General features: G+C 37.2%; 24 protein-coding genes. 18 read left to right on the plus strand and 6 right to left on the minus strand.

Features of this window, described 5'->3' with window-relative positions; genetic code table 11:
• Positions 1-45: 45 nt before the first annotated feature.
• Positions 46-1,749 (plus strand): M3 family oligoendopeptidase, encoded by a 1,704-nt coding sequence (locus tag FHT21_RS21035; protein ID WP_167296713.1) that lies wholly within the window; start codon positions 46-48, stop codon positions 1,747-1,749.
• 342 nt (positions 1,750-2,091) lie between these two features.
• On the opposite strand, the gene FHT21_RS21040 is transcribed toward FHT21_RS21035, so the two are convergent.
• A complete protein-coding gene (locus tag FHT21_RS21040) occupies positions 2,092-3,309 on the minus strand; it encodes an MFS transporter (protein WP_167297362.1) in 1,218 nt (405 codons plus the stop codon).
• A 291-nt stretch (positions 3,310-3,600) separates the two neighbouring features.
• Between FHT21_RS21040 and FHT21_RS21045 the strand changes: the two genes are divergently transcribed.
• From FHT21_RS21045 to FHT21_RS21055, 3 genes are all read left to right on the plus strand, one after another.
• On the plus strand, positions 3,601-5,550 hold the full coding sequence (locus FHT21_RS21045) for an amino acid permease (RefSeq protein WP_167296714.1): 1,950 nt from the start codon (positions 3,601-3,603) through the stop codon (positions 5,548-5,550).
• A 16-nt stretch (positions 5,551-5,566) separates the two neighbouring features.
• The gene (locus FHT21_RS21050) at positions 5,567-6,118 is read left to right on the plus strand and encodes a hypothetical protein (RefSeq protein WP_167296715.1); all 552 of its coding nucleotides are present in this window, start codon (positions 5,567-5,569) and stop codon (positions 6,116-6,118) included.
• Between the two features lie 224 nt (positions 6,119-6,342).
• The gene (locus FHT21_RS21055) at positions 6,343-6,948 is read left to right on the plus strand and encodes a transposase (protein ID WP_167296716.1); all 606 of its coding nucleotides are present in this window, start codon (positions 6,343-6,345) and stop codon (positions 6,946-6,948) included.
• Between the two features lie 373 nt (positions 6,949-7,321).
• On the opposite strand, the gene FHT21_RS21060 is transcribed toward FHT21_RS21055, so the two are convergent.
• Both FHT21_RS21060 and FHT21_RS21065 read right to left on the minus strand, forming a co-directional pair.
• Positions 7,322-7,474: a hypothetical protein gene (locus FHT21_RS21060; RefSeq protein WP_167296717.1), complete on the minus strand. Its 153-nt coding sequence runs from the start codon at positions 7,472-7,474 to the stop codon at positions 7,322-7,324.
• 3 nt (positions 7,475-7,477) lie between these two features.
• Entirely contained in the window at positions 7,478-9,436 is a 1,959-nt protein-coding gene (locus FHT21_RS21065) for a KUP/HAK/KT family potassium transporter (RefSeq protein WP_167296718.1), read from the minus strand.
• A 180-nt stretch (positions 9,437-9,616) separates the two neighbouring features.
• Here FHT21_RS21065 and FHT21_RS21070 point away from each other — a divergent pair, with 180 nt between their 5' ends.
• The 12 genes from FHT21_RS21070 to FHT21_RS21125 all read left to right on the plus strand — a co-directional run bounded on the left by FHT21_RS21070 (position 9,617) and on the right by FHT21_RS21125 (position 20,465).
• On the plus strand, positions 9,617-10,147 hold the full coding sequence (locus FHT21_RS21070; RefSeq protein WP_208399009.1) for a T9SS type A sorting domain-containing protein: 531 nt from the start codon (positions 9,617-9,619) through the stop codon (positions 10,145-10,147).
• Positions 10,148-10,222: 75 nt separating this feature from the next.
• Positions 10,223-10,834, plus strand: a complete 612-nt coding sequence (locus FHT21_RS21075) for a fumarylacetoacetate hydrolase family protein (protein ID WP_167296719.1) — start codon at positions 10,223-10,225, stop codon at positions 10,832-10,834.
• A 3-nt stretch (positions 10,835-10,837) separates the two neighbouring features.
• Positions 10,838-12,571, plus strand: a complete 1,734-nt coding sequence (locus FHT21_RS21080; protein ID WP_167296720.1) for a M23 family metallopeptidase — start codon at positions 10,838-10,840, stop codon at positions 12,569-12,571.
• A 183-nt stretch (positions 12,572-12,754) separates the two neighbouring features.
• A complete protein-coding gene (bcp, locus tag FHT21_RS21085) occupies positions 12,755-13,219 on the plus strand; it encodes a thioredoxin-dependent thiol peroxidase (RefSeq protein ID WP_167296721.1) in 465 nt (154 codons plus the stop codon).
• A 57-nt stretch (positions 13,220-13,276) separates the two neighbouring features.
• On the plus strand, positions 13,277-14,122 hold the full coding sequence (locus FHT21_RS21090; protein ID WP_167296722.1) for a transketolase: 846 nt from the start codon (positions 13,277-13,279) through the stop codon (positions 14,120-14,122).
• A gap of 129 nt (positions 14,123-14,251) precedes the next feature.
• The gene (locus FHT21_RS21095; protein WP_029274068.1) at positions 14,252-15,208 is read left to right on the plus strand and encodes a transketolase family protein; all 957 of its coding nucleotides are present in this window, start codon (positions 14,252-14,254) and stop codon (positions 15,206-15,208) included.
• Between the two features lie 93 nt (positions 15,209-15,301).
• Complete coding sequence (locus tag FHT21_RS21100) at positions 15,302-15,862, plus strand: sigma-70 family RNA polymerase sigma factor (protein WP_167296723.1); 561 nt, start codon at positions 15,302-15,304, stop codon at positions 15,860-15,862.
• A gap of 33 nt (positions 15,863-15,895) precedes the next feature.
• Positions 15,896-16,552 carry a hypothetical protein gene (locus FHT21_RS21105; protein ID WP_167296724.1) on the plus strand — a complete coding sequence of 219 codons (657 nt, stop codon included), beginning with the start codon at positions 15,896-15,898 and terminating at the stop codon, positions 16,550-16,552.
• A 3-nt stretch (positions 16,553-16,555) separates the two neighbouring features.
• Positions 16,556-16,996: a hypothetical protein gene (locus FHT21_RS21110; RefSeq protein ID WP_167296725.1), complete on the plus strand. Its 441-nt coding sequence runs from the start codon at positions 16,556-16,558 to the stop codon at positions 16,994-16,996.
• Positions 16,997-17,066: 70 nt separating this feature from the next.
• Positions 17,067-18,257, plus strand: coding sequence for an aspartate aminotransferase family protein (locus tag FHT21_RS21115; RefSeq protein WP_167296726.1), 1,191 nt, complete (start codon positions 17,067-17,069; stop codon positions 18,255-18,257).
• A gap of 57 nt (positions 18,258-18,314) precedes the next feature.
• On the plus strand, positions 18,315-18,992 hold the full coding sequence (locus tag FHT21_RS21120) for a response regulator transcription factor (RefSeq protein ID WP_167296727.1): 678 nt from the start codon (positions 18,315-18,317) through the stop codon (positions 18,990-18,992).
• 162 nt (positions 18,993-19,154) lie between these two features.
• Positions 19,155-20,465 carry a HAMP domain-containing sensor histidine kinase gene (locus FHT21_RS21125; RefSeq protein WP_167296728.1) on the plus strand — a complete coding sequence of 437 codons (1,311 nt, stop codon included), beginning with the start codon at positions 19,155-19,157 and terminating at the stop codon, positions 20,463-20,465.
• 113 nt (positions 20,466-20,578) lie between these two features.
• Here the strand turns inward: FHT21_RS21125 and FHT21_RS21130 are convergent, their stop codons facing one another.
• The 3 genes from FHT21_RS21130 to panB all read right to left on the minus strand — a co-directional run bounded on the left by FHT21_RS21130 (position 20,579) and on the right by panB (position 22,691).
• On the minus strand, positions 20,579-21,004 hold the full coding sequence (locus FHT21_RS21130) for a hypothetical protein (protein ID WP_167296729.1): 426 nt from the start codon (positions 21,002-21,004) through the stop codon (positions 20,579-20,581).
• Positions 21,005-21,086: 82 nt separating this feature from the next.
• On the minus strand, positions 21,087-21,773 hold the full coding sequence (locus FHT21_RS21135) for an RluA family pseudouridine synthase (RefSeq protein ID WP_086547465.1): 687 nt from the start codon (positions 21,771-21,773) through the stop codon (positions 21,087-21,089).
• Positions 21,774-21,875: 102 nt separating this feature from the next.
• The gene (panB, locus tag FHT21_RS21140; RefSeq protein ID WP_167296730.1) at positions 21,876-22,691 is read right to left on the minus strand and encodes a 3-methyl-2-oxobutanoate hydroxymethyltransferase; all 816 of its coding nucleotides are present in this window, start codon (positions 22,689-22,691) and stop codon (positions 21,876-21,878) included.
• Between the two features lie 278 nt (positions 22,692-22,969).
• Between panB and carA the strand changes: the two genes are divergently transcribed.
• Positions 22,970-24,082, plus strand: coding sequence for a glutamine-hydrolyzing carbamoyl-phosphate synthase small subunit (carA, locus tag FHT21_RS21145; protein ID WP_167296731.1), 1,113 nt, complete (start codon positions 22,970-22,972; stop codon positions 24,080-24,082).
• A gap of 213 nt (positions 24,083-24,295) precedes the next feature.
• On the plus strand, positions 24,296-25,060 hold the full coding sequence (locus FHT21_RS21150) for an ABC transporter ATP-binding protein (RefSeq protein ID WP_167296732.1): 765 nt from the start codon (positions 24,296-24,298) through the stop codon (positions 25,058-25,060).
• The last annotated feature ends 62 nt before the right edge of the window (positions 25,061-25,122 follow it).

The following is a 25,122-nucleotide window of genomic DNA, read 5'->3' on the forward strand; positions in this document are numbered from 1 at the left end:
ACCATTCACTCTTTCAATCATTCTATAATTCAATAATTAATTACTATGATAACTAAGAAACCTAGAACATATATTCCACAGGAATTAAACATTACCTGGGAAAATTTAGAACCACTTTTCACTGAACTGCAAAACCGCGAAATAACCAGCGCTGTGGAATTAGAGCATTGGTTAAAAGACCGTTCTGAGCTGGAAGCAGCTTTGGAAGAAGACTTTGCCTGGAGATACATCAGAATGAGCTGCGATACCGCAAATGAAGAGTTGGTTAAAAACTTTCAATATTTTGCGACTGAAATAGAGCCAAAAATTTCTCCATTAGCCAATGAATTGAACAAAAAATTTGTCGATAGTCCATTTATGGATGATTTGGACAAAGAAAAATATTTCGTTTACAGCCGTGCGATAAAAAAAGCATTAGAGCTTTACCGCGATGAAAACATCGAGCTGTTTACCGAATTACAGGTGAAACAACAAAAATATCAAGGCATTACCGGTGCCATGAGTGTTGAGTTAAATGGTCAGGAATATACTTTGGAACAGGCCTCGATTTTTATTAAAGATTTAAACCGTGAGGTACGCGAAAATGCATGGAAAACAATCCAACAGCGCCGTTTGGTTGATAAAGATGATTTAAATATTTTGTTTGATGAGCTGATTAAACTGCGTAACCAGGTTGCCTTAAATGCGGGTTTTGAGAACTACCGCGATTACATGTTTCAGGCTTTAGGCCGTTTTGATTATACCCCGCAGGATTGTTATGATTTTGCAAATGCCATCGAAAAAGAAATTGTTCCGATTTTAAAAGAACAGGCAGAAAAACGCCGAGAAGCTTTAGGACTAGAAGTATTAAAACCTTGGGATTTAGAAGTAAGCATTAGTGGCAAACCGGCTTTGAAACCTTTTAACAACGGCGAAGAGCTGATTGATAAAAGTATTGCCTGTTTTAATGCTATTGATGAAAAGTTAGGCTCAAAATTGGCAACCATGAAAGCCAATAACCTTTTTGACGTAGAGAGCAGAAAGGGTAAAGCGCCAGGTGGATATAATTACCCATTGGCCGAAACAGGAGCGCCGTTTATCTTCATGAACTCGGCAAATTCGTTGCACGATTTAACCACGATGGTTCACGAAGGCGGTCATGCGATCCATACCTTTTTAACCGCAAATTTAGAGCTAAACGATTTTAAGCACTGCCCATCTGAGGTAGCCGAACTGGCATCAATGAGTATGGAACTCATCTCAATGGATAAGTGGGATGTTTATTTCGATAACGAAGAAGATTTAAACCGTGCTAAAAAAGAACAGTTGGCTGATGTTTTGAAAACATTACCTTGGGTTGCCGTAATTGATCAGTTTCAACACTGGATTTACACCAACCCTAACCATACCGCAGCCGACCGTGAAGAAACCTTTAAGCAGATTTTTAACCGTTTTGGTGCTGGTTTTGCCGATTGGACAGATTTAGAACAACAATTTGGAAATGGCTGGCAAAAGCAGCTGCATTTATTCGAAGTTCCTTTTTATTATATCGAATATGCAATTGCTCAGTTAGGCGCCATTGCCGTTTGGAAAAATTATAAAGAAAATCCAGAAAAGGCTTTAAATCGATACTTGGCGGCACTTTCATTAGGTTATACCAAGCCAATGAACGAAATATATGAAACTGCAGGAATTAAGTTTGATTTCAGTGCAGAATATGTAAAAGAACTGGCAAATTTTGTAAAAACAGAACTGGAAAAACTGGGATAAGGCAGAAGGGTTTTTTCCCTTAAAATGATAAATTAGAAGTCGTGGCATTTAGCCACGACTTTTTTTGTTTGTTGTACTTTTTACCACGGAAACACAGAGGGCACGGAACCGTAATTTACATCACAGGTAATCAAAACCAATGTTTTATGTGCAGCACCCAACTGAATAGACCTGATGGAAGTGAAAATCCCTTTTGGGTATTGGATATATTGTTCTTCCCAAAATTCCCCCAAAAAGGATTGTAACAAACAGAAGGACTGAACCTTACCTATGTATAACAGGCTTTGCTCTCCAAAAAAATATGCTACTTCTTGAGGGAGAAAACACATAATCTCCTATAAATTACGCTTCATCCTTTTTCCTGATCCTTAGTATGACAAACATCACCAAAACCGATAATAGAATCATGATCAGATAACTGTAACTGAGGTTACTTTCATCTTTGGCAGGGATCAGGTTTACGATACCATAACTCAAAAAAGAAACAATCACGTAAGTAATCCCTCCTGTTAATCCACCTGCAATGCCCGCATTTTTCGGGAATTTGCTCAGGCAGAAAGTAAAGTAATTATTAAAGGTAAAGCCTGCTCCTACGTGGATTAAAAAGGCAAAGAAAATTAACGACCAGAGGTTAGAAACAAAATTTAAACTTATAATCATCAGCACAACAAAAGCCACCTGAAACAAAGAATTGATCATTAATCTTTTAAAGAAAGGCCTGTTAATGGTGGCCTTACCGATAAAGCCCCCTACCATCCAGGCGAAACCTAAAAACAGGGAACTATAACCTGCAGTAACCGGCGAAAAATTAAAGTGATGTTCAATGATAAACGGACCAGTCATATTGTAAACCATCACCATACAATAGGCTAAACCCAACATTACAATCCCCAATGTAAAGCTCGTTGTTTTAATCATTTCGATATAAATGCCCGTTATCTTTTTCAGTTGAAAATCGGTAAAATGTTTTAAGGTTTCACCACTGAACAATAATTCCAATACAGCAAAAACAAGTGCAAAACCGGCCAAAAAATAGAAATTAGATTCCCAACCAAATGCCGTTTGGAGATAACCGCCAATAAATGGTGCTACAATTGGCCCGGTAGACCAAATAATGGAAAACATGCTGAGATAGTGTTTTAGCTGGTCGCCTTCATAAAGATCGACAAAGTAAGCCCTTTTTGCCACTACGATTGCGCCTACCGTAAGTCCATGAACAATCCGCATCAGATAAATGAGATAAATGTTTTGGGTAGTGGCGATAATGATACTTGCAGCAGCGAAGATTAATAGCGAGTATAAACAGATCTTATACCTGCCAAAACTATCGAGTACACTCCCGATAAAAAGTTGTGCCACCCCATAACTAATTAAGAAAATACTTAATGTAAGTTGAACCTGAACGCTGCTTACCTGCATTTCGCCAGCCATTGTTGGTAAAGAAGGGATGTAAATATCGGTAGCAAAACCTGATAACGGAATTAAAGCAAAGGCCAGTAAAGTAGCCAAACCCTGGTGACGTTCTTTAATGTATTTTATTTGTGTTGTATCTGCATTCATATTGGTACTATAATCGTTAAAAATATTCAAATCAAACATCTATTTAAGGGCTCTTATATATCTGATTGATTATTGACAACAAAATTAGGGCTTTCACTTATCCGAAAATTATGCGAATCAAACAAAGGATTATTTAAGCCAAATAATTGCAAATTTTTACTTTAATCTAATAATTACCGTTCTTTTCGATGTCGTTATACCATCCAACGAGTAGTGAAATGAAAATTATATCCTGCTTTAAACGTTTTTAACCAAACTTTTTATAAGTTTGAAGAAACAAGCAAATAAAAGATGTTCGAAAAGCTATTCAGAAAGAAATCTATTTCCAAGATATTACAAGATGCGGCAAAAGGCTATGGCGACCATGAAAATACATTACATAAAACACTCGGTGTACGCGATTTAACAGCTTTTGGAATTGCAGCGATTATTGGAGCAGGAATTTTTAGTACGATTGGCAAGGCAAGTGCAGATGGTGGTCCGGCAGTAATCTTTTTATTTATTTTTACGGCAGTAGCCTGCAGCTTTGCGGCCTTTGCTTACGCAGAGTTTGCATCAATGGTGCCCGTTTCTGGTAGTGCTTATACCTATTCTTATGTGGCCTTTGGCGAACTGATTGCCTGGATTATCGGATGGTCGCTCATTATGGAGTATTCCATTGGTAATATTACGGTAGCCATATCCTGGTCTGATTACTTTACGGGACTACTCTCCACCATAAAAATACCTCCCCTGGGCATAGATGGCATCCATGTACCCGACTGGATGACAATGGATTACCTCAGTGCTTATAACGGACATAAACACGCTGAAGCGCTTCTGGCGGCAGGCAAAAACCTGGCAGATTTAGATTCGGCTACAGCTTTAGCCAATAATGCATGGCTTACCGCTCCTAAAATAGGTGGTTTTCACCTCGTTGCAGATATTCCTGCTCTAGGTATTATCATTTTAATTACCTGGTTAATTTACCGCGGTATGAAAGAGAGCCGCAATGCCAGTAACGCCATGGTGGTGGTTAAACTTGCGGTAATTCTTTTGGTATTGGCGGTTGGTATATTTTACGTAGACACAAAAAACTGGGATCCATTTGCGCCAAACGGAGTTTCTGGAATTTTAAAGGGCGTTTCGGCTGTATTTTTTGCATATATCGGTTTCGATGCCATTTCTACAACAGCTGAAGAATGTAAAAACCCACAACGCGATTTACCTCGTGGAATGATGTGGGCAATTATTATCTGCACCATCCTTTATGTAGCTATTGCATTGGTTTTAACCGGTATTGTTAAATCGAATACCTTAGCCGTTGGCGATCCCTTAGCTTTCGTTTTTGATCAGATTAACTTAAAATTAATGAGCGGTATTATTGCCGTAAGTGCGGTATTTGCCATGGCCAGTGTACTTTTGGTTTTCCAAATGGGACAACCACGTATCTGGATGAGCATGAGCAGAGATGGGTTATTACCTAAATCTTTTTCTAAAATTCATCCGAAATACAAAACACCTTCATTTGCAACTATTGTGGTAGGTTTTGTAGTGGCTGTACCATCACTGTTCATGAATCTGACCATCGTTACCGATCTCTGTTCTATCGGAACACTTTTTGCTTTCGTATTGGTTTGTGCAGGGGTTTTAGTATTACAGAACAGGCCTGATGTTCAACGTGGGAAATTCAAAATTCCTTATATAAATAGTAAGTTTATTATTCCGATTATATTAATTGCAACCATAATTTTTGCATTCACCAAATATGGGAAAGAAACAAAAGCATTCTTTTTCAATTCGCCTAAAACCATCCAAACCGTAACTTTTGTTACTTCTTTAAGTGGTGATGAACTGAAAATTGTTAAAGAGGAAATTGTTAAGAATGCTGCGCCACAAATTTTATTGGCGGAAAAAGTAGATGCAGAATCTTATCTAAGTGCATTGCCTGCTGATCGTTACGAGCAGTTTATTTCAGCCTCAAAAGTACCTGTGGAAAAGAAATACGAAAGTGGTTGGGGCTTATTTAAGCACAAAATTCCAATGTGGATTTTCTTGATCATCTGCGTAATCATTACCTACTATTGCATCACTAAAAACTTATCGTTAATTCCAGTTTTAGGGCTGATCAGCTGTTTGTACATGATGTGCGAACTTGGTATTTCAAACTGGATTGGTTTCGGCATCTGGCTGGTAGTAGGGCTTGTGGTTTATTTTGCCTATGGTTACAAGCATAGTAAATTGGCAAATCCGGAGGTTTAAGCTATAGATGAATGATATGACAATTTTTGAGAAAATAGAGAAACATCAGGCAGAGAAAGACTATGTCAAAATTAAAAGAGACGTTGGTAACAAATCTTATGTACTTTCTCATGGTTATATCTTAGATCACTCATTTGATTTTGTTCTCCTTAAAGTGAACGATGATTTTCTATTTAACGGATTTACCATTTTTCCAATATCTTCTATTACCAAAATCAGACACAACGACTATGACCAATTTTTCGATTCCATAATGGAACAGGAGGGCCAGAAAAAGCTGATCGAAATGCCTTACCAAATTAATTTAGAAAGCTGGGAAACCATTTTCAATTCTATAAAAAGCACAAACTTAAACTGTTCGGTAGAAAACGAAAACAATAAGAGATTCTTTTTTAAAATCGGTGAGATTGTAAAAGTGAAGAAAAGAAGTTTAAAAATTTTGAACTTCGATCCCGCAGGTTATCTGGATGATGAGCCGACAAAGATAAAGTATAAGGAAATTTCTGCTATAGACTTTGATGATAACTATGCCAATACAATGGCTAAGTACTTAAGGACAAAGCTATAAATTGTTACTTAATTACTCATTCTGCGTCACGCTGAAATCTATTCATAGTATCTTCTAATTCTTCTGTCAGTGAGACGCCAACCGATAGCCCTCGAGTGGTAAGATCATGAAACAAATTGAGGGTGACGATCTCGCAAATGTCCTTCTAACATTAAATCTTCTTTCTTTAATAAAAAGAAAATTATATTTACTCTATCGGTCGGTGTCTCACCGACCGAAAAAATTTGATAATAATTGTAATATCTGTATTTTGTATAAAAGTTGTCCCTGCAACTCAAATACGAATAAATTATGCACATTTTCCACAAAAGACAGGGACAAATGGATTATCATATTTTTATACCGATACCATCTGCAATTTTGCTCATTTATTAAGCGATGATAACTTGAAAATGATCATCATAAATTCACTTAAATTTTTAGTTTATCAAAAGCTTATTGAGGTATATGGTTATGTTATCATGCCCAATCACATCCATTTAATCTGGAATATGCTCAAATTAAATGGAAAGGAATCTCCAGCAGCCAGCTTTACTAAATTCACAGCACACAAATTTAGAAAGTATCTTTTGGTAAATAATCCTATACTTATAAATCAATACCGTTCTCAAAAGAACGACAGGATTTTTCAGTTCTGGAAAAGAGACCCACTGGCGATTCCTTTAAGTAAGGAAAGTATTATAATACAAAAATTAGATTATATCCATGATAATCCAATTAAAGAAAAATGGAATTTATGTACTCATCCTGAAGATTATAACTGGAGTAGTGCAAACTTTTATGAAACAGGGATTGATCAATTCAAGATACTCACGCATTTTAGGGATTAATCATTTCGGTCGGTGAGACACCAACCGATAGGAAAAATACCGTTCTCAAAAGAACGACAGGATTTTTCAATTCTGGAAAAGAGACCCACTGGCGATTCCTTTAAGTAAGGAAAGTATTATAATACAAAAATTAGATTATATCCATGATAATCCAATTAAAGAAAAATGGAATTTATGCACTCATCCTGAAGATTATAACTGGAGTAGTGCAAACTTTTATGAAACAGGGATTGATCAATTCAAGATACTCACGCATTTTAGGGATTAATCATTTCGGTCGGTGAGACACCAACCGATAGGAAAAAAATGGAATAAGGACAAATTTTATGGATAAAATAAAAATCCCCTTTCTTTAAAAGAAAGAGGATTATATTTATTTCTTCTTTATAAAAGCTAGCGCTGTAATCATCACCAGTCCCAATCCAGATGCAATCATGTAATTATTGGCATGGTCGAGATGATATATTTTAGCTATGGGGCCGGCTAAAAACAAGCCAATTCCCATTATCATGATCGCTTTTCTCATCAATTAAACTGGCAACCTGTTTAATTCAATATCATCTGGTGTAACGAAAATCAATGGAACTTTCTCTACATCAACATAACTGCTATCCAAACCAAAACTCCGCTCCTCAGACAAACTTAATTTCTTAAGGATAAAATAGTAATCCATAATCTGTCTCTCGTAGAAACTCAACTTGGTAAATTTAGATAAATGTTTTTCTAAAAGAACAAACCTGAAATCGCCAGCAATTTTATGTTTGTTTAACGAAGTATACTGGCTCGTAATATCGATCTCTCCATTTTTCACTAACTCTTCAACCACTTTACGGTACAATAAATTTACACGTTGTTCAATCCTGAAACCTAACCTAAAGTCGATCCTGATTAACTTGCCCGGAATTAGGAATTCAACTTTATAATCTAAAGTATATGGCTCATCCATTACATCAACGTGTACCAACCAGTACACATCAGCGCGTTTTGGTTCTTTTTGAATAATGGAATAGATAATCTTCGATTCGATCTCAGTTTTAAAGTTAGCACTCGTTAAATAAACCAGCTGAGACGAGTATTTCGGAACAGATTCATCGCTGCTTAATTCAGTTAAAATCTCATAATAATCTTCAATTTCGACATATTTAACAAAGCGGTTTTTGATTTTTCGGGCCACAAACCAACTCCACATCACTGTAAATAACAAGGACCCGATTAATACCGTTACCCAACCACCATGCAAGAATTTGGTTAAATTACTGATCAAAAATGTACCCTCAATAATAACGTACGTAAAAAAGAATAAGGCTATTAAATATTTCGGGAAACGTTTACTTCTCAAATAAAAACTCACCAAAATAGTGGTCATTAACATGGCTATCGTAATTGATAAACCATAGGCTGCGTCCATTTTCTCTGCTTTTTGGAACAACAATACAATGCCGCAGCAACCAATCCACAACATCCAGTTAATCGAAGGAACGTATAATTGGCCTTTAGAAACTGATGGGTAAACAATTTTAATTTTAGGCCAAAGGTTTAAGCGCACGGCCTCGGCAATTAAGGTAAAAGAGCCGCTAATTAAAGCCTGACTGGCAATTACTGCTGCCATTGTAGCCAGTATAACCATTGGAATCTGAAACTGATCAGGAACGATTTGGAAAAAGGGATTCATCTTTGCCCCAGGAACGTAACTCCCGCTGTTCTGCAAAATCCAAACACCCTGCCCCAAATAGTTTAGAATAAGGGTGAGTTTCACAAAAATCCAACTGATCCTGATGTTATTTCTACCACAGTGCCCCAAGTCAGAATATAAAGCCTCTGCCCCTGTTGTACATAAAAAGACACCACCCAGAATTAAAAATGCTAATTTATTGGTAACCAGTAAATGAATAGCATAGTATGGATTAAATGCCTTTAGGATGCTGAAATCTTTTACAATAAAAGACACGCCTAAAACACCCAAAACAGCAAACCAAACAAACATTACCGGACCAAATAGTTTCCCTACCAAATTGGTTCCGAACTGCTGGATAACAAATAGGATAGTTAAAATGGTTAGTACAATTGGAATAACCGGTACCTCAAATTTATTGGTAAGCCCTTCAATTGCTGATGTTACGGTAATACTGGGCGTGATAATACCATCTGCCAGTAATGCACAGCCACCTACAACAGCTGGAACCACCAGCCACTTAGCCTTTTTGCGCACCAGGGAGAATAAAGAGAAAATACCACCCTCGCCCTTATTATCGGCTCTTAGGGTAATAATAACATACTTAATGGTGGTTTGTAAGGTTAATGTCCAAATGATACAAGATAAAACGCCTAGAACATTTGTTGGATTGATATCTTGCTTGCCCCCTAAAATTGTTGTAAAAATTGCATTTAAGGTATATAGGGGTGATGTACCAATATCACCGAACACAATTCCTAAACTGATTAGAACACCGCCGGCGGTTAACGCGTTGACATTTTTATGATTTGACACTTCGTTGATTATTTTAGTGCGGCAAAAGTAAACTAACTATAACAATTTAACAACCAAATTATTGTGTATTTTCAACACTATGAAAATTAAATTTTATTGTTAAATTGTGTTAAATTATGGGTTTTAAACAAAATGTTTAATTTCTTTGTTTTAAATTAATACATTTGCTATACCAATTTGATGAAACTCTACACTAAGATAACGTTACTCACAAAACTCGCATGCACATTGTGCATCGTTTTGTTGTGCAATGTAAATTCTTGGTCGCAACAAACTGATAGCATTCACATCAGCTTAAAAAACAGAACAAAAAAAACAAGCCGAATTCCTGAAATTAAAGCCAATATTACACCTTACAAGCCACTTTATATGACTGTAGGTGGTTCTGGAATATTCAATACTTACGGTACAGCCCCTAAAAATGCAACAGTTGTAGCGAAAGATAAATTGTTAAGCATTGTAAAAATATATCCTAATCCAGTAGAAGATCAGTTAAATATTATTTTATCTATAGGAAAAGATGGCACCCAAACTACGATCAAAATCATCGATTTATTGGGAAATGAAGTGGCGACACTTCTAAATGAACGCTTAAATGCAGGTGAACAGACCAAAAGTTTTGTCATTCCGAATAGAATTAACCCAGGCATTTACTTTTTAAGGGTTATTGCTGGTTCTGAAAGCCAGGTAAAACGGATCTCAGTTTTATAACACCATTTTCTTTTCTATTTTTGATTGATGTGGATTTAATTCCCGTCTATTTTATCATATTTTATATTCTTAAAAATGAAAATCATCGCCATTGGCAGAAACTATGCCGAACATGCAAAAGAACTGAACAACCCGGTTCCAACCACACCAGTAATTTTTCTAAAACCTGATACAGCAGTTTTAAAAGATAATAAACCTTTTTACCTACCTGATTTTTCTGATGATATTCACTACGAACTAGAGGTGGTGTTAAAAATTTGTAAAGAAGGAAAACACATTGCCGAAAAATTTGCAGCTAATTATTATGATGAAATTGGATTAGGCATCGACTTTACAGCGCGCGATATCCAGAGCAGGCACAAAGAAAAAGGATTACCCTGGGAGCTTGCCAAAGCATTCGACAATTCTGCCCCCATTAGCGTTTTTCTTCCTAAAAGCGATTTTGAAGATCTTTACAATTTAAATTTCGAGTTAAAAATAAACGGCGAAAGCAGGCAGATTGGCCATACTAAAGATTTGTTATTCTCGTTCGAGAAGATAATCAGCTTTGTTTCCCAATATATTACTTTAAAAAAAGGCGATCTAATTTTTACCGGAACACCACAGGGTGTCGGAAAAATAAATAAAGGCGATAAACTGGAAGCCTGGTTAGAAGGAAAGCAACTTTTAAATTTTGATGTAAAGTAACGAATGATTAAAAACCCGATCCACTACAAGTTAAAATTTTCCATTTCAATTTACCTTTTATTTGCTTCAACCTTTGTTCAGGCACAACAGATTTTCAGCACGAATAAGTACCCGATTACAGATTTCAGGCAACCTTTAGATATTAGCCCCCCTGCCCTGGCAGGTTCTTTTGGAGAGATCAGAGGCAACCACTTTCATTCTGGAATTGATTTCAGGACCAACCAGCGCGAAGGTTATCCTGTTTATGCAGTTGCAGACGGATATATTTCGAGGTTAAGGGTTCAGAACAGTGGTTTTGGGCAGGCATTGTACATCAATCATCCTAATGGTTTTACCACGGTTTACGGCCACTTACAGCGTTTCGCCCCAAAAATTGCCACAATTGTTAAAAATCTCGAATATGAAAAGAAGTCTTTTGAGATTGATGAATTTCCTGATGCCACATTAATTCCGGTACATAAAGGCGAAATTATTGCCTGGTCTGGTAACCGTGGCAGCTCTGGCGGTCCACATTTACATTTCGAAATCAGAGATACCAAAACTGAAGAAACCATAAATCCACAGTTTTTCGGGATCATCATACCCGATAATATCCCCCCTGTTATTCATGGCTTATATGTATACCGCTTAAATGGCAAAACCTTTAATGAAAATATACCAAAACAGGCCATTAGCATTAGTGGAACAAATGGCAGTTATAAAACTACTGCACCTATTAGCTTAACTGGTGAGGTTGGCTTCGGTATCGTGGTAACTGACAGACATAATGGTTTATCAGGCACCAATGGAGTATATTCCATTCAGTTAGAGGTAGATGGAAAGAAAGTATATACTTCTGCTCTTGAACGTTTTGCTTTCGAAGACAGTAAAGCAATTAATTCGCATATCGATTACCCTGCTTACTTAAATACTAAAAGAAGTATCCAGAAAAGTTTTATTGAGCCTGGCAACCCTTTAAAAATTTACAGTGGTTTAGTCAATAGCGGACGGATTAATTTCAACGACGGTGCCACACATCAGCTTCGTTATATCGTTACCGATTCCAAAGGAAATTCAGCTGTATTACCTTTTACAGTAAATGCGGGTTTAGAGCCCATAGCAAAAGCAAGTGTTCCTGCAGGGATAATTTATCCGTATAATAAAGTGAATGAATTTAATACCGATGATATTAAGGTGGTTTTCCCACTCGGGACATTGTATAGTGATTTAAACTTCACTTATAAAAAATTGCCTAAACCGGCTGGTAATGCCTGGTCGGCTGTACATCAGATTCACAATAAGTATACGCCACTGCATGTCGGTTTCGATATCTCAATCAAAGCTAATAATCTGCCGGAGAACCTGAGGAGTAAAGCATTAATCGTAAATTCTAATGGTTCATCTCAAGGCGGTTTTTTCGAGAATGGGTATGTTAAGGCTACTCCAAAAAACTTTGGCAGCTTTTATATTGCCATTGATACCATTGCACCGAGGATAGTACCCGTAAATATCTCGGAAGGGAAAAATATGGCCGGTTTATCTAAAATATTTTTTAAGATCAGCGATAATCTATCCGGAATAAAAAGTTTTAATGGCTATATTGATGGCAAGTGGGCATTGATGGAATTCGATGCTAAAACGGCAACGCTATGGCACAGTTTCGACGAAAGAACAGCTTCAGGGAAACATACACTTGAATTGGTTGTGGCAGACATGAAAGAAAATACGCGGAAATACACGGTAACATTTTTTAAATAGATACAAGATTTTGAGGATTGATGGATTTAAAGATCAAGTCGACATCAAAATCCATGTTTTAAACCAAAAAATGTCATCTTTTAACATATATCGAACACTATAACAGCTTAAACTGTTTAAATTGCACTGCGGTTAACAATAGCGATTAACCGATTTAAACCGTTAACCGATTAACCAATAATTATGGCAGAGTTAAAAGAAGGTGATCAGGCACCAGCAATTACATCAAAAGATCAAAATGGTATTGATGTTTCTTTAAGCGATTATAAAGGCAAAACAGTTGTGCTTTACTTTTATCCGAAAGACGATACTCCTGGCTGTACCGCCGAAGCTTGTGATTTCAGAGATAACTATCAAGGTTTACAGGCCAAGGGCATTGTAGTTTTAGGCGTTAGTGTTGATGATGAAAAATCGCACCAGAAATTTGTAACCAAACATAATTTGCCATTTACCTTACTGGCAGATACTGATCAGAAAATTGTAAATGATTATGGTGTTTGGGCAGAGAAAAACATGTATGGCAAAAAATATATGGGTACAGTTCGCACAACCTTTATTATAGATGGCGATGGAAAAATTATCCATATCATCAAAAAAGTTGACACAAAAAACTCAACACAACAAGTACTCAATTTAATCAATAACTAATTATGATATAGCGGGTAAAATATTACCTTTGTTATATAACAACAACCTCTTATTTTAATGAAACATACAATTAAAGAGCTAGAAGATATTGCCTCTCAAATCAGAAGAGATATCGTAAGAATGGTTCATGGATGTCAGTCTGGCCACCCTGGTGCCTCACTTGGATGCGCAGATTTTTTTACTGCATTATACTTTGAAGTAATGAACTACAAAACCGACTTCACGATGGAAGGCGCTGGCGAAGATTTATTCTTCCTTTCGAACGGACATATTTCTCCTGTTTGGTACAGCACATTGGCTCATGCTGGTTTTTTCGATAAAAGTGAACTGGCAACTTTCCGTAAACTAGATTCCAGATTACAAGGTCACCCAACTACACATGAACATTTGCCTGGTATCCGCATCGCTTCAGGTTCATTAGGCCAAGGCTTATCAGTTGCCATTGGTGCTGCATTAGCTAAAAGGCTAAATGGCGATAAATCTACCATTTTTGCCTTATTGGGTGATGGAGAATTACAGGAAGGACAAAACTGGGAAGCAGCTATGTTCGCCCCATTTAATAAAGTTGACCATTTAATCGCATCGGTTGATTACAACGGACAGCAAATTGATGGTCCTACAAGTAAAGTTCTTGCCCTGGATGATTTACAAGCTAAATTCGAAGCTTTCGGATGGCATGTAATTAATACAGACGGTAATGATATGCAAGCTATAGTTGAAGGTTTACATTATGCTAAAACCTTAACCGGAAAAGGCAAGCCGATTTTGAATTTAATGAGCACGCAAATGGGTGCTGGTGTAGATTATATGATGGGTACGCACAAATGGCATGGTACAGCGCCAAATGATGAGCAATTAGCTGCAGCGTTAGCGCAATTACCAGAAACTTTAGGGGACTATTAGCTCCCCTCTCCCCTAAAAGGGGGAGTAAATAACTTTTAATTTTAACTACAAATAGAGCCCCTTTAGGGCTTTGGGGTATGAAAACCTGCGAAGCAATTTTGAACGCAGCTAATTAAAAATATAAAAAACGTGAAAAAATATACATATACAGAAAAAAAAGATACACGTTCGGGTTTTGGTGCTGGCTTGCATGAGGCTGGAAAGAAAAACGAAAATGTGGTTGCCTTATGTGCCGATTTAGTTGGATCGCTTAAAATGGATGCTTTTATTAAAGATTTTCCTGAGCGTTTTACACAAGTTGGTATTGCCGAAGCAAACATGATCGGTATTGCAGCAGGTATGACCATAGGTGGTAAAATTCCTTTCACCGGTACTTTTGCCAACTTCTCTACTGGCCGTGTTTACGATCAAATCCGTCAATCAGTAGCTTATTCTAACAAAAACGTTAAAATCTGTGCATCACATGCTGGTTTAACCTTAGGCGAAGATGGTGCAACACACCAGATCTTAGAAGATATCGGTTTAATGAAAATGTTGCCAGGAATGGTAGTAATCAATCCTTGCGATTACAACCAAACCAAAGCAGCAACAATGGCCATTGCAGAATATGAAGGTCCGGTTTATCTGCGTTTTGGTCGCCCGGTAATCCCTGTTTTTACAGATCCGGATCAAAAATTTGAGATCGGTAAAGCATGGATGGTTAACGAAGGAACAGATGTGACTATTATTGCTACAGGCCATATGGTTTGGAAAGCGATTGAGGCTGGTGAAAAATTAGCTGAATTGGGTATTGACGCTGAAATTATTAATATCCACACCATTAAACCTTTGGATGACGAAGCCATCTTAAAATCGGTTAAGAAAACAGGCTGTGTGGTTACCTGCGAAGAGCACAATAAATTTGGTGGCCTAGGCGAAAGCGTAGCACGTTTGTTAACTACTGAATTGCCAACTCCACAAGAGTTTGTAGCCACTAACGATACTTTTGGCGAAAGCGGAACACCAGATCAGTTAATGTCTAAATATGGCTTAGATGCTGTAAACATTGTTGAAGCTGTTCAAAAAGTAATTGGCAGGAAAAAATAGATTTGAGATAAAGATATGAGATTTGAGACATGAGATCGAATCTCATATCCAATTCTCATATCTCAATTCTCACATCTCAAATCTAGAGATAGAATGAAACAAGTTGAAGATTCAGAAATTCTTACCATGTTTGCTGTCGAGCGCACGCGTAATGAAGCCTTTAACCTGTTGTTAAAAAAATACCAGCAAAAAATATATTGGCACATTAGGAGATTGGTGCTAAACCACGATGACTGCGACGACCTTTTGCAGGAAGTATTTGTTAAAGTTTGGAAAAATCTAGATAAATTCAGAAGTGATTCACAATTGTATACCTGGATATACCGCATCGCTACAAACGAATCGATTACTTTTTTAAACAAGCAAAAACAAAAAAACAATACTCCTTTAGATGAAGTTTCATCTGAACTGGCCGACAATCTGGTGGCATCATCTTATTTTAACGGCGATAAGCTTGAGCTTAAACTGCAAAAAGCAATCCTTACCCTACCTGAAAAACAACGGATTATCTTCAATATGAAATATTTTGATGATATGAAATATGAAGAGATTTCTGAAGTTTTAGGAACCTCGGTAGGTGCGCTAAAGGCATCGTTTCACATTGCCGCAAAAAAAATTGAAGCTTTTATTACAAATGATGAAATAGACTATTAAACCTTTTCACTTTAATTGTATCATATATCTGTGATGAACGAAAATATAGAAAATAACGATTGGATGAACGAAGCCCCTGCACTTGCGGCAATGGGGAAACGCAATCCTTTCTCCGTTCCTGATGGATATTTCGAAAATTGTGATGAGGCCATTTTTTCTGCTGTCTTTTTAAATGGATTGAAACAGAAAACCAGTGACAATAATTTTGAAGTTCCGCAGAATTATTTTGAAGATTTAACGGAACGCATTCAAATCCGGATTGCCCTTTCCGAAATGCCTAAGGCAGAACAAGCCTTTGCAGTACCCGAAAATTATTTCGACACGCTGCAGACTAGAATTGCCGATAGGATTGCAGCATCAGCGCCTAAAAAGGAGGTTAAAGTTATTCCTTTATGGAGACGCAACATTGTTAAATATACAAGTGCAGCATGTTTCTTATTAATGGCCTCGATTGGTGTTTATTTTTACCAGAACAGCTCAATTACGACAACTCAACAGGTACAATCACCGGAAGCAATAAACGAACAACTATTATATGATATTGATGAAAGTACAATCATTGATCATTTAGAAGCGCAAAATACTACATCATCTAATATAAAAACTACTTCTGCCTCAGATACAGAAATGGAAAACTATATCTTGAGTAATTTCTCTTCAAGTGATTTATCTCAGGAACTAAATAATTAAGAAATGAAGAATTTACTTTTTGTTGCTTTAATGTTTTTATTACCTACAAGCCTATTGGCACAAAGACCAAAGGCAGAAGAAATAGAATCACTTAAAATAGCTTTTTTCACTCAAAAACTGGATTTATCGCCAGAAGAGGCTAAGATTTTCTGGCCAATTTATAACGATATGCAGGCAGAACAAGCTGCCTTACGCAAAGAACGGATGCAGAAAATGATCTCTTTCAGAAAAACGACTGAAATAGATAATCTAACCGATGCACAGGTACAAAGTTTAATTACCAGCGAATTCGATTTCAAGCAAAAAGATCTTAATCTTGATAAAAAATATTACAACAAACTTAAATCGGTATTGCCGATAAAAATTGTTGGAAAGTTTTACCGGGCGCAGGAAGGTTTTAAACGCGAGTTACTCAATAGATTTAAAGGCGGACAAAAGCAATAAAGAAAAAGACTTACAGCAATGTAGGTCTTTTTTGTTTTAAAGCACTCTTTCAATTCCGTACTTTTGTACCATGCTTACCCAACGTCAGTTGTTTTTACAACACAATGCACAAACCTCTCCAGAGCCGCTTATGCTCGAATTTGTAAGAGCAAAAGGAATCTACATTTACGATGCACAAAACAAAAAACACATCGATCTTATTGCCGGTATTGGTGTAAGTAATGTTGGCCATTGCCATCCTGCGGTAGTGAAGGCTATTCAAGATCAGGCAGAAACTTATATGCACCTGATGGTTTATGGCGAATATGTACAAACGCCTCAGGTAAATTTTGCCAAAGCCCTTGCCGATATTTTACCCGAAAGTTTAAGTTGCACCTACTTTTTAAACTCAGGAACCGAGGCTGTAGAAGGTGCCATGAAGCTGGCTAAACGGTATACTGGCAGAAAAGGGTTTATTGCCTGCAAAAATGCTTACCACGGCAGTACACAAGGAGCAGAAAGTTTAATGGAAAGTGATTTCTACTCTTCTGGCTATGGTCCTTTCTTGCCCAATGTAAGTTTTATTGAACATAACAAAGTTGATGATCTCGAAAAAATCACTTCAGAAATCGCTGCTGTTTTTATCGAGCCTATACAAGGCGAAGCCGGAATAAGGGTTGCCGATTTAAACTATATGAAGGCTTTGCGGGCAAAATGTATAGAAACCGGAACTTTATTAATCTTCGACGAAATACAATCTGGCTTTGGCCGCAGTGGTAAAATGTTTGCCTTCCAGCATTATAATGTAGTGCCTGATGTACTGCTCCTGGCGAAAGGAATTGGTGGTGGAATGCCAATTGGTGCTTTTATCAGTTCATTGGAAATAATGTCGGTATTATCGCATACACCAATTTTGGGTCACATGACTACTTTTGGTGGTCATCCGGTTTGTTGCGCTGCCGGTTTGGCAACCTTACGTACCTTGGTTGATGATCTCATTGTTGATGAAGTAGAAGAAAAAGGGCAATTATTTAAACAGCTCCTTCAACATCCTGCCATTAAGGAAATTAGAGGAAAAGGTTTGATGCTTGCTGTTGAATTTGAGAATTTCGAGATCAATAAAAAAATCATCGATGCCTGTATCTTAGATGGCGTACTGTCTGACTGGTTTTTACATTGCAGCAATTCTATGCGCATTGCCCCTCCTTTAATTATTACAAAAGAAGAAATTAAAGAAGCTTGCAAGACCATCTTAAAAAATATTAACTTAGTTGCAGGGTAAAAAGCATGGGGCATAGCTTAAAATGCTGAAAAATAGAACTACTAACTGTTAGCTGAAATGAATGTATTAATCGTTGAAGATGAAAAGAGCCTGGCGCTTGAAATGGATGAATTCTTGAGTAAAGAAGGATTTATTGTAGAACATGCCTGGAAAAAATCTTCTGCAGAAGAAAAGATATTTGTAAACAATTACGATTTCATTTTATTAGATCTGGGCTTGCCAGATGGCGATGGCTTCGACATTTTGAAACAATTAAAATCTACGAAAGACCGAGATGATGCCGTAATCATTTTAACTGCCCGTAGTGCTGTTGATGACCGCATTAAAGGCCTTGATGAAGGCGCAGATGATTATTTACCGAAGCCATTTTCGTTAAACGAACTTTTAGCGCGTATGCACGCGATTACCCGTAGGAAACACAAATTGGAGAAAAACGAGGTAAACATCCACAACTTCTTACTCAATATTCAGAATAGAACCGTTTCTTTTGGTGATGAAAGATTAAACCTTACCAAAAAGGAATTCGAAATATTTAACTATTTGGTGTTGAACAAAAACCGAGTGGTATCGAGAATGAGCTTAACTGAACATGTTTGGGGTGATATTTTAGAAGTTAATTCTGATTCGAACTTTGTAGATGTGCATGTTAAAAACCTCCGAAAAAAACTTGCAGGAATTAGCCCAATAGATTGGTTTGAAACCGTAAGGAGTATTGGATACAGGATTAATTGCTAATGAGTTAGAAAGTCGGAGGTGGAAGTTTAGTGAGTTGTAATTTTCAATCAGCAGTTTGCAGTTAGCAATTTAACAAATACAAAAATTTAGTTAACCGATTTAAACAATTAACCAGTTAACCCAACGCCCAATAAAGCATCATGTTAAACATCATCCATATAAATGAAGTTACAGGTTAAATTTTCTTTATATAATGCGATAACCAAAATTGCCATCATTTTGGTATTGGGTGCCATCATTTTATTCTCGCTTGACAGACTTGCCTACAACCAGTTTGATAACCGTCTGATCAAAAAAAAGAATAAAATTATTAAGCACTTAAATGATGATGAAATCGACAGCCTATTAAATAAACAACAATCTTTTACCGATTATAACATATTAAAAGAAGAATTTATTGTTTTAACAGACATTCCAGACAATCAAAAAGATTCTACAGCGAAGGTATTTACCGAAAAGAGGGAAATTGAAGGTGATATTGAGGTATACAGAATACTCAATTATAAATTTTCTTATCATACAAACTGGTATAACCTGGAGATCGGAGAAACAATGACCGCCCTCCAGTCCATTAAAAATTCGATCCGTTTTTACATGCTGATTGTACTGGTTGCGGCCTTACTGATTACCCTTGTAACCGACTTTACTTTTTCCAACTTCTTATTGAAACCCTTTTATCTAATTATCGATAAAAAAATTAATCTGGTTGACGACCCATCTCACTACAACTATCAGAATATACCAACCACTACCAACGATTTTAAAATCTTGGATAACAGCATAAATTCTCTTATGCGTAAAATAAACACACTTTTCGCCTTAGAAAAGCAGTTTATTGCTAACGTTTCGCACGAACTACTTACCCCAATTTCAATTTTAAGTACACGCTTCGAAAATATGCTCAACACACCTGGCATTCCTGTAGAGCACGAAAATAAGATATATGCATCATTAAAAACCCTGAACCGCTTAAAGGTGATCATTAACAGTTTGTTACTTATTTCGAAAGTAGAAAACAATCAATACCTAAAAACAGAAGAAATTAGCCTTAAACGCGAAATAGATGATATATATGAAGATCTGGAAGATCGAATAGCGGATAAAAACATCAGCTATAATGCCAACCTCTCGAAGGATTTTCATTTCACCGGAAATAAAGCACTGATACATACACTTCTAATCAATATTATCAATAATGCGATAAAGTACAATGTTGTGGGCGGTTCCATTACCATAACAGATAAAACCGAAGCAGAAAAATATATCCTTTCTATTAGCGATACCGGATCTGGCATGAGTATGGCACTTGTAGAAAATGCATTCGATCGTTTTAAAAGGGGAAATACCGAAGAAAATGGCTTTGGCTTAGGGCTCGCTATTGTACAAAGTATTGCCCGTTTCCATAAAATAGAGGTCGATATTAAATCTGAAGAGCACAAAGGAACCAGCATTTCGCTGTTTTTTTCAAAATAAAACCAGCTAAAATAAGGGGTACAAAGAAATAGTTTTTTTGTACTCGGTAGAGTTTCGTTAATAAAACAAAAGGTTACACCAATTAAAGATGCAACCTTTTTTAATTTTTTCAACTACTTTACAGCATCGGTTGCTGCTTTCGACCACTCCTCGCTTAACTTAAGCACGTAATCAGAATATTTTTGTATTTCATCTGGCTTTAGCTTACTTGCCCAGCCCGTTGCCTGATTTGCCCAAGCAGTGTATTTATCGCTTATGGCTTTAATTTCAGCAGCGTTTTTACTTTTTACCGCTACAGCATATTCATCTTTTAATTTGCTATATTCAGCAAGGCCTTTATTTACTTCTTCACTTGAGAAAGTCGGAACATCTGTTTTAACGGTTTCAGTTGTTTTTGTAGTTACTTTCTTAATGGTGTCTCCATTAGCAGAAATTTCGCTTGAGTCTTTGGTCGTTTCTGTTTTTTTAGTACTATCGCACGATACTAATGTAGAAGCCAGCAGACCTACTGCAGCAATTGATAAGAAGGTGTTTTTCATGATGGATTTAGTTTTTAGCCGAAAGATGACTAAATATTGTGCCAAATCATTAAAAGCCCGATTAATCAAGAGATAATTTTGTCTATAAATCCTCAAACCGTTCCCAAAACCCATCAACAGGTAATTTGGCGAATATGTTTACAGGTTCTTTTTTTACCGGGTGTATAAACTGTAGGCGCCGCGCATGTAGGCAAATACTTCCTTTTCTGCTTCCTCGCGGATAACCATATTTATTATCACCCATAATCGGGCAGCCCATTGATGATAGCTGAACCCTAATCTGGTGCGAACGGCCTGTTAAAGGATCAACCTCCAAAAGATAATAATCGCCAACCTTGGCTTTTACTTTATAAGAAAGCTCGGCCCGCTGGCTGCCAGTAACTTCTGTATTATAATAAGAAACCACATTTTTCTGTGGGTTTTTCACCAGCCAATGTACCAAAGTAGCCGATTCTTTCTCTGGCTTGTTCTTCACCACTGCCCAATAGGTTTTCTTTACTTCCCTGTTTTTAAAAACAGCATTCATCCGTTCTAAAGCCTTACTGGTTTTAGCAAACAAAATTACACCACTCACCGGTCGATCTAAACGGTGTACAACCCCTAAAAAAGCACCATTGGGTTTATTGTACTTTTTAGCGATATACTTTTTCACCTGTTCATCCAAAGGCTCATCGCCAGTTTCATCAACCTGCACAATATCACCTGCTCTTTTGTTAATAGCGATTAAATGATTGTCTTCAAAAAGGATGTCGTTATCGGTAATTGGCATTTAACCCCTCCGCCCCTAAAGGGGAACTTAAATTTAATTATATATTGATTTATTTTTTAGATATTAACCTCTTGTAATAAAGGCCCATTTAGGGGTTTGAGGTTAATATTGTTCTTTCTCGTTCGGGAAATCATTTCCTTTTACATCGCGGATGTACGATTGCGCCGCACCCAAAATTTCGTCGTAAAGATTTATATACTGGCGTAAAAAACGGGGCTTAAACCCTTTGGTTAAACCAATCATATCATTTACCACCAAAACCTGTCCATCGCAGTTTGGACCAGCACCAATACCAATAGTTGGGATATGCAGGCTTTCTGTAACTTCTTTACCTAGTGCAGCAGGAATTTTTTCCAACACGATTGCAAAGCAACCAGCAGCCTGTAAAGCCAAAACATCTGTTTTTAACTTATTGGCTTCTTCTTCTTCCTTAGCGCGAACAGTATAGGTGCCGAATTTATAAATAGACTGTGGTGTTAAGCCCAAGTGTCCCATTACAGGAATTCCCGCTGTGATGATGCGTTGAACAGATTCGATAATTTCTTCACCGCCTTCCAATTTAACGCCATGAGCCCCCGATTCTTTCATAATCCTTATTGCCGAGTTCAAAGCTTCCTTCGAGTTTCCCTGATAAGAGCCAAAAGGTAAATCAACTACAACGAAAGCCCGTTTAACGGCCCTTATTACGGATGCAGCATGATAAATCATCTGATCTAGGGTTATGGGCAAAGTAGTTTCATGACCAGCCATTACATTTGAAGCAGAATCGCCAACAAGTAAAACGTCTAATCCTGCATCATCTAGGATAGTTGCCATCGAATAATCGTAGGCCGTTAACATAGATATTTTTTCACCACGTTGTTTCATTTCCTGTAAAATGTGCGTGGTGATGCGTTTGATTTCTTTATGTACCGACATGGGATTTGTTTTGTGTTGCCAAAAGTATCGTTTTTTCTTTAAAAAGGTATAAGGTTTGAGGCATAAGGTTTAGGGTTGAGCCATCTTATCCCCTACAGCCTAAACCTTTCACCTTATTTCACTTTTCTCTTTACATTCCCAATCTAAAATCCTATCTTTGTACCCCGAAATGGAAGGGATATATTCATCTTTTTTTGCACCCTGCAAAAACGGCTTTAATGCCGAAAGCCATTCTTTTTTCAACTCTTTTTTAAATCAAAATCCATATTGTAATTACCATGACTAACTACACCAAGTTACCTGCGATTTTATTACTGGCCGATGGCACAGTTTTTTACGGCAAAGCTGCCGGAAAAATTGGCACCACTACTGGCGAAATCTGTTTTAATACCGGGATGACAGGTTACCAGGAAATTTTTACTGATCCAAGTTACTTTGGACAGATAATGGTTACCACCAATGCCCACATTGGTAATTATGGTATCCATAAAGACGAAATCGAATCAGGTTCGATCAAAATTGCTGGTTTAGTTTGCAAAAATTACAACATTGTTTATAGCCGTAAAGAAGCGACAGAATCTATTCAGGATTATTTCCAGAATGATAACCTGGTAGCCATTTCTGATATCGACACCCGTGCATTGGTTCGCCACATTAGAGATAAAGGCGCAATGAATGCAATTATTTCTTCTGAAATCACCGATATTGAAGAGTTAAAACAAAAACTGGCCGAGGTACCTTCAATGGAAGGCTTAGAGCTTTCTTCTAAAGTAAGTACAACTGAACCATATTTTTACGGTAACCCTGAAGCAAGCTTAAAAGTGGCTGCTTTAGATTTAGGTATCAAGAAAAACATTTTGCGCAATTTCGAAAACCGCGATATTTACGTTCAGGTTTTCCCGGCTAAAACTACTTTTGCCGAAATGGAAAAATTTAACCCTGACGGCTACTTTATTTCAAATGGCCCTGGCGATCCATCGGTAATGCCATATGCTGTAGAAACGATCACGGAAATTTTAGCGGCAGACAAGCCATTGTTCGGTATCTGCTTAGGTCACCAGTTATTGGCGGAGGCGAACGGCATTGGCACCATGAAAATGTTTAATGGTCACCGTGGATTAAACCACCCTGTAAAAAACATCATTAAAAATCATTGCGAAGTTACTTCTCAAAACCACGGTTTTGGGGTAATTCCTGATGAGGTTAGAAACTCCGATAAAGTAGAGATTACACACGTTAACTTAAACGATAAATCAATCGAAGGAATCCGTGTTAAAGGTAAAAAAGCATTTTCGGTTCAATATCACCCTGAGTCTTCTCCAGGCCCACATGATTCGCGTTACTTATTTGATGATTTTGTTGAAGTAATGAAAGGTGCGCTAGCGTGGTAGGGTTAAGGTTGAAAGACTAAAACTTAAAGACCAAAGTTTAAAGGCGAAAATACAATAATATGATCTGCGGATTTGCGGCAAAAACAAGCTGTTGATCCGCAGATTTCTTTTATAATCTATTTTCGCCTGTATAAAACATCATTTTACCGACATTTTCGGCTATGTATTCAAAAATTCATTTCCTATTCATTTAAAGCTCCTTACATTCGCAACATGGAAACAAAAAAAGCCATTATCAGTGTGAAAGACCTGGTAAAAAAATACGATGATTTCGTGGCCGTTCAAGGGCTTAGTTTTGAGGTATATGAGCATGAGATTTTCGGTCTGCTTGGCCCTAATGGCGCTGGAAAAACCACGACCCTCGAAATTATTGAAACTTTGAGAGCTAAAACATCGGGTGAAATTATTGTAGATGGTTTTTCTGTAGATAAACAACCACAAGACATTAAACAGATTATAGGTGTACAACTACAGGCTGCGGGTTATTATCCAAACCTAAACCTGATCGAACTGATCGAACTTTTTGCCGGTCTATATGGCGCCAACATCAAACCCATGGAGATGCTGGAGAAAGTAAACCTCCAAGATAAAGCCAAAGCTAAATACAAAGCACTTTCAGGCGGACAAAAGCAGCGTTTTTCTATAGCCACAACACTCATTAACCAACCGAAGATTATTTTTTTGGACGAACCTACAACAGGTCTAGATCCACAGGCTCGCAGAAATCTCTGGGACCTGATTACAGAAATCCGCGATGCAGGAACAACTGTGGTTATTACCACTCACTATATGGACGAAGCCGAACAGCTTTGTGATCGCGTAGCTTTTGTAGAACGTGGTCAGATTATCGCGCTGGATACTCCTGATAATTTAATAGATAAATTAGTGAGCAGCGGTTTTGAACGCAAAAAAGAGGTTAAAAAAGCCAATCTGGAGGATGTTTTCATTAATCTGACAGGTCAGGAATGGAGAGAATAATTTAAATTCTATTTTTTTTGAAAAGCAAGGGCAGCATTCCAATTAATGTTACTCCCGCTTTT

Origin of the sequence: Pedobacter sp. SG908, assembly GCF_011759615.1 — a bacterium.
GTDB classification, from domain to species: Bacteria; Bacteroidota; Bacteroidia; order Sphingobacteriales; family Sphingobacteriaceae; genus Pedobacter; species Pedobacter riviphilus.

Coding starts and splice junctions, on each gene's coding strand:
- FHT21_RS21115 (WP_167296726.1), top strand. CDS start 17,067: ATGCTTACCCAACGTCAGTTGTTTTTACAACACAATGCACAAACCTCT.
- FHT21_RS21090 (WP_167296722.1), top strand. CDS start 13,277: ATGAAACATACAATTAAAGAGCTAGAAGATATTGCCTCTCAAATCAGA.
- FHT21_RS21125 (WP_167296728.1), top strand. CDS start 19,155: ATGAAGTTACAGGTTAAATTTTCTTTATATAATGCGATAACCAAAATT.
- FHT21_RS21120 (WP_167296727.1), top strand. CDS start 18,315: ATGAATGTATTAATCGTTGAAGATGAAAAGAGCCTGGCGCTTGAAATG.
- carA (WP_167296731.1), top strand. CDS start 22,970: ATGACTAACTACACCAAGTTACCTGCGATTTTATTACTGGCCGATGGC.
- FHT21_RS21080 (WP_167296720.1), top strand. CDS start 10,838: ATGATTAAAAACCCGATCCACTACAAGTTAAAATTTTCCATTTCAATT.
- FHT21_RS21075 (WP_167296719.1), top strand. CDS start 10,223: ATGAAAATCATCGCCATTGGCAGAAACTATGCCGAACATGCAAAAGAA.
- panB (WP_167296730.1), bottom strand. CDS start 22,691: ATGTCGGTACATAAAGAAATCAAACGCATCACCACGCACATTTTACAG.
- FHT21_RS21050 (WP_167296715.1), top strand. CDS start 5,567: ATGACAATTTTTGAGAAAATAGAGAAACATCAGGCAGAGAAAGACTAT.
- FHT21_RS21045 (WP_167296714.1), top strand. CDS start 3,601: ATGTTCGAAAAGCTATTCAGAAAGAAATCTATTTCCAAGATATTACAA.
- FHT21_RS21040 (WP_167297362.1), bottom strand. CDS start 3,309: ATGAATGCAGATACAACACAAATAAAATACATTAAAGAACGTCACCAG.
- FHT21_RS21135 (WP_086547465.1), bottom strand. CDS start 21,773: ATGCCAATTACCGATAACGACATCCTTTTTGAAGACAATCATTTAATC.
- FHT21_RS21105 (WP_167296724.1), top strand. CDS start 15,896: ATGAACGAAAATATAGAAAATAACGATTGGATGAACGAAGCCCCTGCA.
- FHT21_RS21060 (WP_167296717.1), bottom strand. CDS start 7,474: ATGAGAAAAGCGATCATGATAATGGGAATTGGCTTGTTTTTAGCCGGC.
- FHT21_RS21150 (WP_167296732.1), top strand. CDS start 24,296: ATGGAAACAAAAAAAGCCATTATCAGTGTGAAAGACCTGGTAAAAAAA.
- FHT21_RS21070 (WP_208399009.1), top strand. CDS start 9,617: ATGAAACTCTACACTAAGATAACGTTACTCACAAAACTCGCATGCACA.
- bcp (WP_167296721.1), top strand. CDS start 12,755: ATGGCAGAGTTAAAAGAAGGTGATCAGGCACCAGCAATTACATCAAAA.
- FHT21_RS21130 (WP_167296729.1), bottom strand. CDS start 21,004: ATGAAAAACACCTTCTTATCAATTGCTGCAGTAGGTCTGCTGGCTTCT.
- FHT21_RS21035 (WP_167296713.1), top strand. CDS start 46: ATGATAACTAAGAAACCTAGAACATATATTCCACAGGAATTAAACATT.
- FHT21_RS21100 (WP_167296723.1), top strand. CDS start 15,302: ATGAAACAAGTTGAAGATTCAGAAATTCTTACCATGTTTGCTGTCGAG.
- FHT21_RS21110 (WP_167296725.1), top strand. CDS start 16,556: ATGAAGAATTTACTTTTTGTTGCTTTAATGTTTTTATTACCTACAAGC.